We start from the raw sequence: 14,387 nt of genomic DNA on the forward strand, positions 1-14,387 counted from the left end.
TGGTTATGTTAGGTAAGTGACCTTTTGTATATTTTTACGATATTTATATACAGGTTAATTGCCGTAACCATAAATTTTCCGATCCGGCATTATCGTACCCATCCAATTTACATCACTCAAGTCAGCACCCGCAATATCCGCACCTGTCAAATCAGCACCTCTTAGATCGACACCACTCAAGTTAGCGCCTACCAACTTTGCGCCAACTAACTTTGCATTCCGCAAATCGGCATCGCTTAAATCGGCGCGACTTAAATCAGAATAACTCAAATTGGCATTTCGCAAAATCGCACCCATCATTTTTGCTTTTCGCAAACTGGCATTACTTAAATCGGCGTTACCCAAATCGGCAATTACTAATTTTATACCATCTAATTGGGCGTTTCGCAAATCGGCATTGTTTAATTGTGTAGCGATACAATTGGTATCCTGCAAGTTAGCACCAGCTAAGTAAATTCCTCGCCAATCTGCATTTTGAAAATTTCTCGCACCTGCGGCATATAGGTTGAGCAATTCTCCGGCAGCGGTGACGCTAATTGCTTGCTTTGGCGGTCGATCGAAGGTAAAATTGAAAGTGTCGCCACTTGCGATCGCACTTCTTATTTCCTCATACATGGGATAGTTGCCAATCCCGCTCAATTTCAACCAACCGCGTGTTCTGGTTAAGGCGATAAATAACTGATTGCGTAGCTTGACATTGCTCTCATTTTCGGCAATATTATCCAAACCAACTAGATACACCATATCGGCTTCGTTGCCTTTGGCGCGGTGAATGCGCGAGACGGTAACGCCACCTTCGCACCAGAATTTGTTGGGGTTGGAATATTCTGGATATGGGGTTAAAATATTGCAGTTGTTTGTACCGGGAATGAAGATATCAATACCTTGCGACATCAAAAACTCTGCGACTTGGGTTTCGAGTTCGATCGCTTCTCCAAAACAACCTAAAACTATTACCAATATCTCCCGACTGGGTTTCAAATTATCGCATTTAAGGTTATATATAATGTTATGAGCTAAAGCGGTTAATTCCGATTGACGATCGTCATAAATATCAAACTCCAATACTGGTTTTTTCCAAAATTCTGGTATAATATTGAAAGCGCGATCGTTCGCACATTTCAGCGTAATTTGCTGACCGGGAGAAAAACGACCAGTTACTTCATAACCGAGGGCTTTCCAATCTTCACTCCGAGTAATTCCCGATAGCATTCCCCCCGGTCGTAACAATCCCATACCAATCGCGTGTGCGACTGTTAAAATCGGGGTGGGAGTGCGATAACAACGTTGCAAAATCTCACTTTTTTTGATACCGTCGGCATATTCACCAGTCACCATAAGCGCTAATTCATCGCCGAACAATTCCCCCGCTGTTGGCAGATTTAAACTTTCCAAACTTTGCGCTTCGTCGTAAGCCCAAATTAAGCGACGCTGTTCGGGATGTTCGAGTTCGACTGGTCGCAAAGATTGATATGTCAGCCAATAAAAAGGTTGCTTTCCCTCAAATTTCAACTCCTCATCCACAATTAAATCTTGACCTTCATCGATGAGAATAGCATCAAATATTTGGGGAATCATTGCATTTTGCAATAGCAGAGTGCAAGCTTCCGCTAAAGATGCGTTGGGTTGTTTGCTGTCGGTATCGTAAACTGTCAGAGGTAGAACACCTGCGGCTTCACAAATTACGCTGTAAAGTCCGGGTTGATTTTTTCCTCCCCAAGCGTGAAGAACTCTTAATTTTTGGTTAGTGCGATCGAATTTTATTTCGCCACTACTAAACCGACGCAACCACTTATCTAATTGTTGGGTGATAGGGTCATACAAACTGCGACTGAAAAAGACTAAAGCAATATCCCATTCAGGATGTTTTAGGTGCATATTCGCAGCTTTTTGACATAGCAGGACTGTTTTACCCGACCCTGCAATACCGCGAATTCTTTGTGCGCCGGGAGGAATTTGTTTACCGATACGTTCTTGTTGGATATCAAATTCGGATAAGTGCTGTCGCGCTTTCGCTAAAATGCTGGCGCGACTTTTTGGGATTGGGGAGACAACTTCAGGAAATTGTAATTTGGGAATGATTTTGCTGGAAGATTGACGAAAAACTGGTGTTCCACTTAATACCGATAGCAATAATTTCCATTGTTCCTCATTTAGATTTTCACCTTTGATGATGGGAGTTGTTTGTGGAATGATTAGACCTAACCCCCCCGTCCCCTCTTCCTTTGCAGGAAAGTGGGGATTAATACTCGCTTCTCTATGTGGGTGAAAACTTGGGGAAGAAGTCAACTTAAATAAATGTTCTTTAAAAAGAATGGGAGGACAAGAAGGAAGTAGATGAAAACCTTTTTCCCGCCATTGTTTTTCGGTAATTAAGGGTAAAGCGATGATGACTCTACCATTTACTTTACGACGAAGAAGAGGTTCGCGATCGCAATATCCCAACAAAGCGAACAACTGATTTTCTGCTTGTGCATAAGGACTCGCGTCAGAGGTGTAAAAATTGCAAAATTCCCAGCGATGTCCGTTAATAGCAACAATTTGGTCAATTCTGACCGATTTTACCTCAATCACAATTAGACCGAGTTCAAAATCGGCAATCAAAATATCAGGTTCTTTGCGAGTCTTACCAACCTGAGAAAAAATCGGATATCGCCAGTAAGCAATACACTCGCGATTGGCAAAAGCAATTTTAACGGCTGACCAAACCCTACTTTCACCCCTCTGTCCGCTTTTACCGATTGATTCGGTAGTAATGAATTTGCGGTTTTCTTCTGGGCGATAAATCGCCATTTTAATTCAAAAATTATCAAATTTTAACTAGGCTTTCAAACCAGACTTTTGTCGATCAAGTCTGGTAATTCAAATCTTTACCAAAACTACATATTTTTGCTTTTTGATTTTTGTCTTTTCCTCACTATCCAAACCACAAAAGCCACAACAAGACCAACAAATACTATTTTGGAAACCGGGCCCAGATATTCATCTACAAGCTCGTATTTTTCTCCCAAAATATACCCGGCATAAGTTAAAAAACCCACCCACAATGTTGTGCCAACAGTGGAGTAAATTAAAAACGGTACTAAGTGCATACCACTCATGCCGGCAGGCAGAGATATTAAGGTACGAACCCCCGGTACTAAGCGACAAAAAAACACGGCTTTCTCCCCGTGTCTATCAAACCAATTATCTGCTTTTTCAATATCTCTACTAGATATAGAAATCCACTTGCCGTACTTGTCAGCTAAGCGCTTCAAGTTTTCTTCGCCGACGAGTTTGCCGACATAGTACCAAGGTAGCGCTCCCAACATAGTACCGATTACTCCCGCCAAAATTGCAGGGAAGAATGCCATCTGTTTCTGAGCTATTGTGAACCCTGCTAGCGGCATGATTAGTTCGGAGGGAATCGGGGGAAATAAGTTTTCTAAAAACATCAGCAGCCCGATTCCCACGTAGCCCAGGGAAGTCATGGTGTTAGTTATCCATTCCTGCATAAGTTTGGCGATTGGTAATTGATAGTTGGGGATGTAGTGCGAGGCAGAGCCTCTTTTTTTCATTCCCAGGTTGAACCTGGGAACGAGTAAAATGGTGAGAAACCCGGTTTCTCTGAGAAACCGGGTTTCTATACATCTTACTACTTGTTTATGTTCCGGATGTCCAGGAGTTCATGTACTCGATTTGATCTGAGGTGAGGTTATCAATATAAATCCCCATTGCCTGCAACTTCAAGCGTGCAATTTGTTTGTCAACTTCTACTGGTATGGAATGGATACCCGGTTCGAGTTTGCCTTTGTTCTTGACCAGATATTCGCAACCTAAAGCTTGGTTAGCGAAGCTCATATCCATAACGGCGCTGGGGTGTCCTTCTGCGGCTGCTAAGTTGACCAAACGACCTTCGCCCAAAACGATAACGGATTTGCCGTTTTGCAGACGGTATTCTTCGGTGAAGTTCCGTACTGTTCTGACTTCTTTCGCTTTGGCACCAAGCGCTTTGAGGTCGATTTCGATATCGAAGTGACCGGAGTTGCAAACAATTGCGCCGTCTTTCATCACGTCAAAATGTTCGCTGCGAATGACGTGTTTGTTGCCGGTGACGGTGATAAATAAATCGCCTTGGGGTGCGGCTTCTGACATTGGCATAACGCGGAAGCCGTCCATAACTGCTTCGATCGCCTTAGTCGGATCGATTTCTGTCACAATTACGTTAGCGCCCAGACCTCGTGCGCGGAGGGCGGTGCCTTTACCGCACCAGCCGTATCCGGCGACGACAACATTTTTACCGGCTAGCAGAATATTGGTGGCGCGGATAATACCATCGAGGGTAGATTGACCGGTGCCGTAGCGGTTATCGAAGAAGTGCTTGGTGTCGGCGTCGTTGACGTTGATGGCGGGGAAGGTGAGTACGCCATCTTTGAACATGGCGCGAAGACGAACGATACCAGTAGTAGTTTCTTCGGTGGTACCGATGATTTCGGAAAGTTGATCTTGGCGTTCTTTTACCAGAGTCGCTACCACATCGCAACCGTCATCGATGATGATGTTGGGACGGTGATCGAGGGCAACTTGGACGTGGCGAACATAGGTTTCTGCATCTTCGCCTTTGATCGCGAATACGGGGATGCCATATTCGGCGACGAGACAAGCAGCTACGTCATCTTGGGTACTGAGGGGATTGCTGGCGATCAGTACGGCGTCTGCACCGGCTGCTTTGAGTGCAATGGCGAGATTAGCAGTCTCGGTGGTAACGTGGCAGCAGGCGACTAAGCGAATGCCAGCGAGGGGCTTTTCAACGGCGAAGCGATCGCGAATTTGCCGCAACACGGGCATTTCCCGTCCCGCCCATTCTATGCGTTGCTTTCCGAGGGGGGCAAGGGAAAGGTCTTTGACTTCGTGCTTTGGCTGGGTGTATGTTGCAGTCATGAAATTGGTTGCTTGGGAAAGATTCAACTTGCAGATCTAATCTAGATTACTCTATGCCTGCCTGGGTAGGTTGGAATACCGATCGGCTGGGACATCAAGAGTGCGATCGCCACAGGGGAAAACTCACGAAATTGCCTTGACAAAGCAGTTACACTCGATCGAGCGATGGCGGATTTCAAAGAGAATTTCTCCAACTTCCCTACTTTCCCTACCTTTCTTACCTGAAACGGCGATCGAGCCAAAGCGATCGCAAGCAGTTGCTATTTCAGTACAATTGTACTATAATATAAGGGTACGGTCATCGAGCCCAGTTTCCTTGGAAATGGCTCACTAGCGACCTTTTAGAGGATGGATTTAGGTTTTTGCCCCATGAATAAGCACTACATTCTCAGCCTCAATCCGAACGCCAAGCAAGACTGGGATCGTTGCACGTTGCGAGAACCTCTCACCGCTAAGCGTCCCGATCTCGCTAAGCTGATTGCCGAAGCGATTGGCGAAAAAGCCGGTTCTTACCTGGTTTCTGTGCGTATTGAAGTAGAAGTTTTGGAAAAAGCGGCTTTACCGCAAGTTGAGCAACTGCCTCTTAATATTCCGGATATTTCTGCCCATTCCCAACGGCAGGAACTCGTCGCTTAAAAAAAGTCAAAAGGTAAAATTTTGACTTTTGAATGATTGACTTTTAACTTTTGGCTGCCGTTTTTTTGTGAGGAAATGTGTTGTCGATCGAACTCAGTGATTATCCCCTTGCTATTTGCCAAGCCGCCCAAACAATCGCTGAAATAGATTATGAATTGTCTGCTATGCGGCAGCTAATTAATGCCTTTGAAGGTAGAGCGGATATGCTAGTGGCGGCTAATTTCAAACTAAAAAATGAATCTCAACGCAGGGCGCATCGCTTTCAATTACTGCAATTCAATCAGGAATATCAAAAGGCGCTCGATCTTTTGATGCAATTAAATACTGAAAAGACGAATGCGATCGCACACTTAGAATATCTCCGCAATCAGTTTGCTGTAGCCAAATTGGAAGCAAGACTGGCGATCGCACAACAACTTGCTGGCTTAGAAGCGCGAGAATTAATTGGTTTTTAGTTAGGGCAAGTTTTCTCCTTTGGGTTAACTGGCGGTAGGGCTTTTCGTCCTACTGCTTTTTTGTGTTAGGGGCTAGACCGCCAGTCCAGTAGAATAAATTGAGAACCTATTCAGGTCCTTCACAAACAGCCAGCTACTGTAGCTATTCCATCTGAACTTGCTGCACGAGCAAATTTTCTGGCAAAATTACATCGAGAACCAAATCTCTAAATGTGGCTGCAACGCATTATCCGAGAAAGAATCGAAATTGAAGAAGCTGCTTTTTTGGAGAACAAACGCGATTGAGCGACAAAGAATAGTGCTAAAACCTGATAGCCTATTTCAATGCACAGTTTATCCCGGATATTGCCTTGAAAACTCGTTCTAGTTACTACCAACTCCTCCCCTACATCCGCCAAGAGTGGAAAACGATCGCGCAAGCATTAACCTGTACTCTGGCATTTACGGTATTTTGGCCGATTCTGGCGTGGTTGGCGGGTCGTATCGCCGGATACATCGGTGAGGGAAATGTGGGTGCGATCGCGCAACTCGCCGGATTCAGTGCCATAATCTTCCTGATCCGGGGAATTGTGCAATACTCTCAAGATTCGCTGATGGCGAAAGCTGCTTTGAAAATTGCCCTCGACCTCCGCAAGCAAGTTTACGCACATTTGCAGCGTCTCAATCTCAGTTATTTTGAAACTGCTAAAACTGGAGATTTATCTTATCGTCTCACGGAAGATATCGATAGAATTGGCGAAGTTGTCAACAAAGTTTTTCACCAATTTGTGCCCTGCGTATTGCAATTAATAGTTGTATTGGGATACATGGTTTATCTCAACTGGCAACTAACGCTGGCAACTTTTATTTTAGCACCGCTGATGGCATTATTGATTGGCTGGTTTGGTGAAAAACTACTCACTGTTTCTCGCCGCAGTCAAAATCGCATTTCCAATTTATCCGCTTTGCTGACAGAAGTTTTCAGCGGGATTCGCCTCGTGCAAGCTTTCGCGGCTGAGGAATATGAAGTGAAACGATTTGCACAAGAAGCGGAACATAACCGACAGGCGAAATATTTGGCGGAACGGCTGAAAGCAATTCAGTTTGTGGTAGTCGGTTTTTTGGAAGCAATGTGCGTTATTTTGCTATTTTTCCTGGGAGGATGGCAAATTTCTCAAGGTAATTTGACTGGCGCGGAATTTGTTAGTTATGTAGCAGCAGTGGCATTATTAATCGATCCGATTTCGCTTTTAACGAGCAATTATAATGAGTTTAAACAAGGTCAGGCGTCTAGCGATCGCATTTTTGAATTATTGGTAATTCAACCTTCAGTTGTGGAAAAGTCGGATGCAATCGAACTTCCTCCCGTGACCGGAAAAGTAGAATATCGCCAGATCGGTTTCGCCTATTCACCCGATAAACCAGTGTTGCAAAATATGAATTTGCTGGTAACTCCGGGAGAAACGATCGCATTAGTTGGTGCTTCGGGTGCGGGTAAAACGACTCTCCTCAACTTATTACCGCGCTTTTACGACCCCCAAGTCGGCGAAATTTTTATCGACGGTATCGATATCCAGAATGTCACGCTAAAAAGTTTGCGGCGACAAATCGGTATAGTTCCCCAAGAAACGATACTTTTTTCCGGTACGATCGCACAAAATATCGCTTTCGGTCAAACCGATTTCGACATCAAATATGTGCAAGCTGCGGCAGAAATTGCCAACGCGCACCAATTTATTACCCAGTTAACGCAAGGATATCAAACTTGGGTAGGAGAAAGGGGTGTAAACTTATCGGGAGGACAGCGCCAAAGGATCGCGATCGCACGCGCTGTATTGCACAATCCCAGAATCCTCATCCTCGACGAAGCGACTTCCGCGTTGGATTCGGAATCGGAAGCTTTGGTACAGGAAGCCCTAGAACGAATAATGAAAGACCGAACTGTTTTTATTATCGCCCATAGATTGGCTACTGTGCGTCGGGCCGATCGAATTTTAGTATTAGAGCAGGGTCAAATAGTGGAATCGGGAACCCACGAGGAATTGTTGACAGCGGGCTTGCGCTATGCGCGTTTTTATGCTCAGCAATTTAGTTAAAGGGGGTTAGGGAAAGTCAAAAGTCAAAAGTCAAAAGTCAAAAAGAAAAGGTCAAATATCAATTCTTTCGCTCCCCCGCTCCCCCGCTCCCCTGCTCCCCCGCTCCCTTGACTACAATTGCTTTAAATAGCTGAGCAAATCTGCCATTTCTTGCGGGCTGGGTTGGAATTGTGGCATAGGTGGTGTGTCGCCGCTTGTGACTTGGTGAATCAGGCCAACTTGAGATTTGTGTTTGGAGACACCTTGCAAGCTTGGGCCAACTCTACCATCTGCCTGCAACCCGTGACATCCAGCACAGTTCATTTGGAAGATAGCATGACCGCGAATTCCATCGCCTTGCAGAGATAAGACATTCTTGACATAAGGATCGGATATCTGCCACTGATGATAGGCGACCATCACCAGGAGGACTGCCAGCACTACTGCTAGAGCCATCAAGGTAAGTTGCCCGATCGCGACTTCTAGTTTAGTTACCTGCTTTTCCACATGGTTGCCCAGCACGATGAGAAAGTACAAAGAAATTTTTATTCATATACATAGCTTAAAATTTCTAGACAATCCAGGCAAGCTGAGAGAACGGGGAATATCTTGCCCCACAGAGTTCGACCGCCTTAACTGGCAAGACTTAAGCAAGTTTTAACATCTTACTGGATTGCTTCTTGTTGCGGCTATCCCTAGTAGTAGTATGAATAAGAGGTAATAAACTTTAACATTCAAGGAGATCTGACGTGGTAGAACCCCTACTTTCCGGAATTGTGCTGGGTTTGGTACTCGTGACCCTGGCTGGGCTGTTTGTCGCCGCATATATGCAGTATAAGCGCGGTAACCAGCTGGGTCTGTAGAAAAGTCAAAAGTCAAAAGAGGCTGAAGACTGGGGTATCGGGAAGAAAACTGATTCTTCATTAGACATCTCCTCCAAAAGAATCTCAAAGGCAGGCAGGATGCCTACCCCACAAGAATTTTTGGAGATGTCTATTGCACAAAACTAATCCCTAGCAGTCCGCCAAATTGATGCAAGATGGGTGGAACTCCGCCATAAACCCGGTTTTTGAGAAAAACCGGGTTTTTTCCTACTTAGCTCTTTTGTGCATCAGACTAAAGTTAGAATTTTTGATGCAGTTTTAATTGAGTGCGATCGCCACTTAAATCCTACCAGCGAAAGAGCCTGTTTGCCAGATAAAAATATCATACTAGGTTACAGAAGAGCTTGAAAAATTACCAACTTTTTGGTAACGATTCCCTCAATTTTGTAAAGGAGTTTAATATGAGCGTTGAAGATCGTTTGAATGCAGTTGCCAAAAATATTGAAGGCAAAGTTCAAGAAGCCATGAGCGAAGTTACTGGTAACCCCAAAGATAAAGTAGAAGGTCAGATGAAGCAGGAGCAAGCAGCTGCTATGCACGCTAAGGAAGACCTCAAAGACAGAGCCAAAGGAATGATCGACAGAGCTTAAGTTTAGTAGGGTGGGCATTGCCCACCCTACTTTTTAAGAACCGAGCGATTTTTCAGCAGATGATGAAGCGATATTACGATTTCTGCTAGATACTGGATTTTTGCTTCCCAAACTGCGGAAGTAAAGACCGCCAATCGTAATTAAAAACAGCAGATAACCGACTGCTTGCACGATATACAGCTTGTCAGGATAGCCGAACAGGGTGTGCAAGATAATGCCGGGGAACTTGTCTTGTGGCAGAACTTGCGTAGCATTCCAAACCATTGGCCCCAGGATACAGGAGGGGTTTTTGGCAAACCTTTCGTAGTAAAAACATAGAGATTCTGACTCGCGATTCATCTGTGACAGACTTCGGACAGCTTCATCAAAATCTCCCATTGATGAAACTACTAAACCTGCCACAATTAGGAGCAATAAAACTCCCATAATCTGGAAGAAGCGGCGGATGTCGATCTTGATACCCCATTTAAAAAGAAGAACGCCAATACCAGCAGCTACCGCTATGCCGCTAAGTGCGCCAATGGCCGGAATTAAACCTTGTTGAAATTTGGCAACTATAAACAGAACGGTTTCAAAGCCTTCTCGCAAAACGGCGATTAAAATGAGGCTAAAAACGCCCCAACCGGCTGCGGCGTCGTCTTTGAGGGCACTAGCGACAGCTCCCTCGACTTGCGCTTTGAGGGTACGCGCTTGCTGGGTCATCCAAATTAGCATCCAGCTGAGCATGACGATCGCCGCCACACCAAAAACAGCCTCTAGCAGTGGCTCTATTACAGGAGTATACTGCTGATTTGATGTGCCCAGCAATTGAATTATCCAGCCAAATAGTATGCCTACTAGCGCACTGACTAGAAGTCCGACAACGACACCGGCATAAACCCAAGAGTTGAGTTTGCTTCGTTTTGCTTTTTTGAGCAAAGCCAGGACAATTCCGACGACTAAAGCTGCTTCAACCCCTTCTCGCAGGGTGATTATAAATGTGGGTAAAGCTGAACTAAAATCCATAGTAAGTCAAAAGTTAAAAGTCAAAAGTCAAAACTTGAAAGTCACTCATTTTAAAGTCAAAAGTCAAAAACTAACTAATTACCGCTAACTAATGACTAATGACTAATGTCTATTAACTAAAATCTCGTAACATCTTTTTTATTTCTATGTTGTGCATTTCTTCTGTGCCAATCATTGTGCGGGCAAATTCCTCCAGATAAATGCTGGCATTCTCAACTGTATCTAGAAGATCTTTATAAAGGTCTAAAGCTTTCTTTTCGTGAGCTAAGCTTTCCTCCAATATATCCCGCACCGAATGTTTGTATGTTTCTTCAATCGGAGCGATTCGCAGGGTGGGGTGCCCCTCTAAACCTGTGAGAATTTCTCCTACTTGTTGGGCATGAGTTAAAGATTCGGTCGCCTGCAACTTGAAAAAATTTACAATCGGAATTCGGTTGGGGCCTGTCACCATCAGGGAGTAGTGAGTATAACGCACTACTCCTGCCAGTTCAAATTCCATGATTTTATTGAGGATGTCGGTGGCCTTTTTGTTGTCGAGTTCTCTCATTCTGTTGGGGATTGGTGATTGTAATTGGGAATTGGGCATTGAGTAATGGGAATTATTTTCGCTCCCATTACCCATTACCTATAACGCACTTGTGGTAACTTTTTGAGTGTTCTGCTCAATTGTCTTAATCAGCTGGGACACTTGCGCTGGAGTCATGACAGGTGCGGCTGGCGGGGTGGCGGAGGGCCAAACTTTGGTGAGTTCGGCCATACTACTTTCGATCGCTTTGTGGGCTTCGGGATGTTCCTTAGCCATTTTATCGGCGATCGACTGATAAAGACTATTGGCGTAGGTGACGAAGCCGCGAGAGTCTTGATACTCAATTGCTGCCGTCACTTTGCCATTTGCGATCGCTGCCCCGTACTCCGAGTTAGCTGCATCCAGCAATCCGTTAATTACCTTTAGCACAAAATCTGGCGATTTTCTTTGTGTTTCGGGTATTCCGGCGATGGCAGCATCAACCGCCTGCATAGAAGTAGCAAACTCTGGGGTTATTTTGGCGTCTTTTGGCTTGGATTTGACTAAATCCTGCAAACTGATGAGGTTTGTTTTGAATTCTTTAACTTTGCGCTCGTTGAGTTGCTCTTCCACATCAACGTAAATTTCTTCTACCGGGTGACCGATGTGAGGTTCGGCTTGCTTTGGTTGTTGCACATCCAGCAGTTCTTTGGCAACTAAAAGATGTCCTTTCATTAAACCCAGTTTGGTCATGTAGTCAACATCTTTGGTTTCTCCGGTGAGGACGACATCTTCGATCGTCACCATATCTTTAACTCGGTCAAACTGTTCCTGGGTAATCACCTTTTTGGATACCAGTTCTTCAGTGCTGCCGTAGGGACGACTGGCTTGAATCTTGTTGGATAATGCTGGAACGCCCAATTTCGCTTCTAATTTATCTAATTCTGACAAAATTGCCGAATTTATGTTGATTTTCGCCTTGCTACCGCTCATATTGTGGCTCGCCATGTCTGTCGTTACAGGACTGGCAGTAGCAGCAGCAGGACTGGCAGTGGGAGCGGGTGTTGAGGCACTCTCTGTGTTTTGAGTACCGCTACAGGAGGCGAGGGCAACTAGGCAGGCGATCGAAATTGCAAGTGACAGAGAACGAAAAGGAAACATCATCTTAATTCCCAAAATTTTAAGCAGGCATTACTGGCAGGCACCCTTCAATTTGGTTCAATAACCTGCCCTCTAAACCGAGTTTTACGACGGATTCTATTGAAGCAATCAAATTAACTATCTTGCAGCTAGTGAGAAATTTTGTCAAGTAAATGGATAAATTATTCACCAACTACGAGGAGTCAAAAGTCAAAAGTCAAAAGTCAAAAGTCAAAAGTCAAAATTAAGAATTTCTTCCTGCTCCCCTGCTCCCCCGCTCCCCCGCGCCCCTGCTCCCCTGCTCCCCCGCTCCCCTAGCCGATCGCATCAAACTGACCCATACAACCGGCTTGGGCGATCTGATCCTGATGGGGATGAAACATATATTTCCCCGGATACCGATAGGTGAATTCCAGAATGTGACGTTCGGCTATACCCATCGTAATCACGTCGGTTTTCTCGCTCGGAGTGAGAGACATCCCACTGCGGTAGACATCAAAGAAGTTGGCGTGCAGATGAAAGGTGACAGCAGCTTCAAACTCAATCATGTTGAGGACGTACAATCGCACCAACTGGTTTGTGTAAATGGGAATGGCATGGTGCATATAGTAGTGCGGCAACCCATTAAAAGCATAAAGTTCGTTGCGGTTGTCATCATTTACGTCGTAACCTGCCATGATTAGCACCATTTCATCAGCGGGCGGACGCGGACGGGGCGGATCGACGATAAACATACCGTAGAGTCCTTTGCCGATGTGCCGAGTCACTGGCTCGACGTGGCAGTGGTAAAGGTGGACGCCGTAGGGTTGGGCGTCGAATTCGTAAATTGTGGCTTTACCGTTGGCGATCGGTTTGACTCCATCCATTTCAGAAGGGTGGGTGCCGTGAAAGTGTAGGGAGTGGGAATGTCCGCCTTTGTTATAGAAGAGGACTCGCACGCGATCGCCTTCCCTGGCTCGCAGCGTTGGCCCCGGCACGCGATTGTTCACATTCCAGGTATTAAAAGTGACAGCGCTATTCAATTGCAGCGTGGAATTACTGGCCGTGAGGCGAAATTCTCTGATCGTGCGTCCGTTCTCTCGCTTGACAGTGCCGTAGTCAAAATCTCGCAGCAGTAACATTGGGTTGATGCCGTTGCCAAAGTTAGGCGTATCGTTCGGGATTGGCGGTATCCTTACCTGCGATGTTCGTTTTGGCATCAGTGTAGAAAGTGCGATCGCCGCACCTGTTACACCAATACCGCCTGCCAATCCCAGTTGCAAAATTTGCCGTCGGCTCCAAGGTTTTCCTTTCTCTGGTATGAGGTGATGACCCATCTTATTGTCAAGAGTTCTCAGTTCATTATTGCAAATAATTCTAAAAAACTTCTTGACTTTTGACTTTTAACTTCAGGGCTTATGGTGTTGCGGAAGAGAAAAAACGGGAGCGTCTTGCAGGAGACAGTAAGGGCGACTGTAGCTGAGGGGTAATTCTAAAGAGTGCTGAAGTAAAAAATCGCGATCGCTCATAACTGGCTCGGTTTTACCATCGTACACCACCTGACCCTTACTCAAAACAATGGTGCGATCGCACAGTTCCAGCGCCATATCCAAATCGTGCGTTGCAATCAACTGCGTCAAAGGCAAACCTTGCAGCAAATCGATCAAATGACGGCGAGAACGGGGATCTAGCTGTGCAGAAGGTTCGTCGAGTACCAATACCTGCGGCTGCATAGCTAAAACACCTGCGATCGCAATTCGTTTCTTTTCCCCTCCAGATAAATTATCCGTATTTCGTTTTCCGTAATGTTGAGGATCGATATCCACAGATATCATTGCTTCCACAACTCGCTTTTTTAATTCCTCATCTCGCAAACCTTGATTCATTGGGCCAAAAGCAACATCTGACCACACTGTCGGCATAAATAGCTGATTATCTGGATTCTGAAATACCAGCCCCACAAAATTACGAATTTGGCGCAAATTCTCCGAATTGACAACCCATTCGCCTATCTTAACTTCTCCTTCTTGAGGCAGAATAATCCCGTTCAAATGTAACTGCAATGTAGACTTTCCCGAACCATTAGCCCCAATTAACGCCACTCTTTCATTAGCGCCAATAAACAAATTGATATTCCTGAGAGCATGAGTTCCATCAGGGTAAGTATAACTAAGATTTTCAATTGAGATCGGATTGTGGTGCATCGAAACGATTTTAGA

Annotated in this window: 15 protein-coding genes; 6 read left to right on the forward strand and 9 right to left on the reverse strand. The window is 45.1% G+C overall.

Annotation, left to right across the window (positions count from 1 at the left end; translation table 11 throughout):
• Window positions 1–54: 54 nt before the first annotated feature.
• The 3 genes from ACE1CD_RS16450 to ahcY form a co-directional block, all read right to left on the reverse strand.
• The gene (locus ACE1CD_RS16450; RefSeq protein WP_374825549.1) at window positions 55–2,793 is read right to left on the reverse strand and encodes a pentapeptide repeat-containing protein; all 2,739 of its coding nucleotides are present in this window, start codon (window positions 2,791–2,793) and stop codon (window positions 55–57) included.
• 86 nt (window positions 2,794–2,879) lie between these two features.
• Window positions 2,880–3,557: a DedA family protein gene (locus ACE1CD_RS16455; RefSeq protein WP_374825551.1), complete on the reverse strand. Its 678-nt coding sequence runs from the start codon at window positions 3,555–3,557 to the stop codon at window positions 2,880–2,882.
• 85 nt (window positions 3,558–3,642) lie between these two features.
• Window positions 3,643–4,920 carry an adenosylhomocysteinase gene (gene ahcY, locus ACE1CD_RS16460; RefSeq protein ID WP_374793991.1) on the reverse strand — a complete coding sequence of 426 codons (1,278 nt, stop codon included), beginning with the start codon at window positions 4,918–4,920 and terminating at the stop codon, window positions 3,643–3,645.
• Window positions 4,921–4,990: 70 nt separating this feature from the next.
• Here ahcY and ACE1CD_RS16465 point away from each other — a divergent pair, with 70 nt between their 5' ends.
• The 4 genes from ACE1CD_RS16465 to ACE1CD_RS16480 all read left to right on the forward strand — a co-directional run bounded on the left by ACE1CD_RS16465 (window position 4,991) and on the right by ACE1CD_RS16480 (window position 8,086).
• Window positions 4,991–5,254, forward strand: coding sequence for a hypothetical protein (locus ACE1CD_RS16465; RefSeq protein WP_374825553.1), 264 nt, complete (start codon window positions 4,991–4,993; stop codon window positions 5,252–5,254).
• Window positions 5,255–5,289: 35 nt separating this feature from the next.
• Window positions 5,290–5,556 carry a hypothetical protein gene (locus ACE1CD_RS16470; protein WP_374793993.1) on the forward strand — a complete coding sequence of 89 codons (267 nt, stop codon included), beginning with the start codon at window positions 5,290–5,292 and terminating at the stop codon, window positions 5,554–5,556.
• 80 nt (window positions 5,557–5,636) lie between these two features.
• Window positions 5,637–6,011 (forward strand): hypothetical protein, encoded by a 375-nt coding sequence (locus tag ACE1CD_RS16475; RefSeq protein ID WP_374793994.1) that lies wholly within the window; start codon window positions 5,637–5,639, stop codon window positions 6,009–6,011.
• Window positions 6,012–6,361: 350 nt separating this feature from the next.
• Window positions 6,362–8,086: an ABC transporter ATP-binding protein gene (locus ACE1CD_RS16480; RefSeq protein ID WP_374825555.1), complete on the forward strand. Its 1,725-nt coding sequence runs from the start codon at window positions 6,362–6,364 to the stop codon at window positions 8,084–8,086.
• Window positions 8,087–8,197: 111 nt separating this feature from the next.
• Here ACE1CD_RS16480 and ACE1CD_RS16485 read toward each other — a convergent pair whose 3' ends face one another.
• Window positions 8,198–8,602 (reverse strand): c-type cytochrome, encoded by a 405-nt coding sequence (locus ACE1CD_RS16485; protein WP_374793996.1) that lies wholly within the window; start codon window positions 8,600–8,602, stop codon window positions 8,198–8,200.
• 212 nt (window positions 8,603–8,814) lie between these two features.
• On the opposite strand from ACE1CD_RS16485, the gene petG reads away from it, so the two are divergent.
• Both petG and ACE1CD_RS16495 read left to right on the forward strand, forming a co-directional pair.
• Window positions 8,815–8,928, forward strand: coding sequence for a cytochrome b6-f complex subunit V (gene petG / locus ACE1CD_RS16490; protein ID WP_190465007.1), 114 nt, complete (start codon window positions 8,815–8,817; stop codon window positions 8,926–8,928).
• A 422-nt stretch (window positions 8,929–9,350) separates the two neighbouring features.
• The gene (locus tag ACE1CD_RS16495; protein ID WP_190465008.1) at window positions 9,351–9,539 is read left to right on the forward strand and encodes a CsbD family protein; all 189 of its coding nucleotides are present in this window, start codon (window positions 9,351–9,353) and stop codon (window positions 9,537–9,539) included.
• A 33-nt stretch (window positions 9,540–9,572) separates the two neighbouring features.
• Here the strand turns inward: ACE1CD_RS16495 and ACE1CD_RS16500 are convergent, their stop codons facing one another.
• The 5 genes from ACE1CD_RS16500 to ACE1CD_RS16520 form a co-directional block, all read right to left on the reverse strand.
• Entirely contained in the window at window positions 9,573–10,544 is a 972-nt protein-coding gene (locus ACE1CD_RS16500; protein ID WP_374825557.1) for an FTR1 family protein, read from the reverse strand.
• A 112-nt stretch (window positions 10,545–10,656) separates the two neighbouring features.
• Complete coding sequence (locus ACE1CD_RS16505) at window positions 10,657–11,091, reverse strand: bacterioferritin (protein WP_374793998.1); 435 nt, start codon at window positions 11,089–11,091, stop codon at window positions 10,657–10,659.
• Between the two features lie 78 nt (window positions 11,092–11,169).
• Window positions 11,170–12,213, reverse strand: coding sequence for a ComEA family DNA-binding protein (locus ACE1CD_RS16510; protein ID WP_374793999.1), 1,044 nt, complete (start codon window positions 12,211–12,213; stop codon window positions 11,170–11,172).
• Between the two features lie 290 nt (window positions 12,214–12,503).
• Complete coding sequence (locus tag ACE1CD_RS16515) at window positions 12,504–13,505, reverse strand: multicopper oxidase domain-containing protein (RefSeq protein WP_374794000.1); 1,002 nt, start codon at window positions 13,503–13,505, stop codon at window positions 12,504–12,506.
• A 72-nt stretch (window positions 13,506–13,577) separates the two neighbouring features.
• Window positions 13,578–14,372 (reverse strand): energy-coupling factor ABC transporter ATP-binding protein, encoded by a 795-nt coding sequence (locus ACE1CD_RS16520; protein ID WP_374794001.1) that lies wholly within the window; start codon window positions 14,370–14,372, stop codon window positions 13,578–13,580.
• Window positions 14,373–14,387: the final 15 nt, after the last annotated feature.

Origin of the sequence: Aerosakkonema sp. BLCC-F183 (assembly GCF_041929145.1) — a bacterium.
GTDB lineage: Bacteria > Cyanobacteriota > Cyanobacteriia > Cyanobacteriales > Aerosakkonemataceae > Aerosakkonema.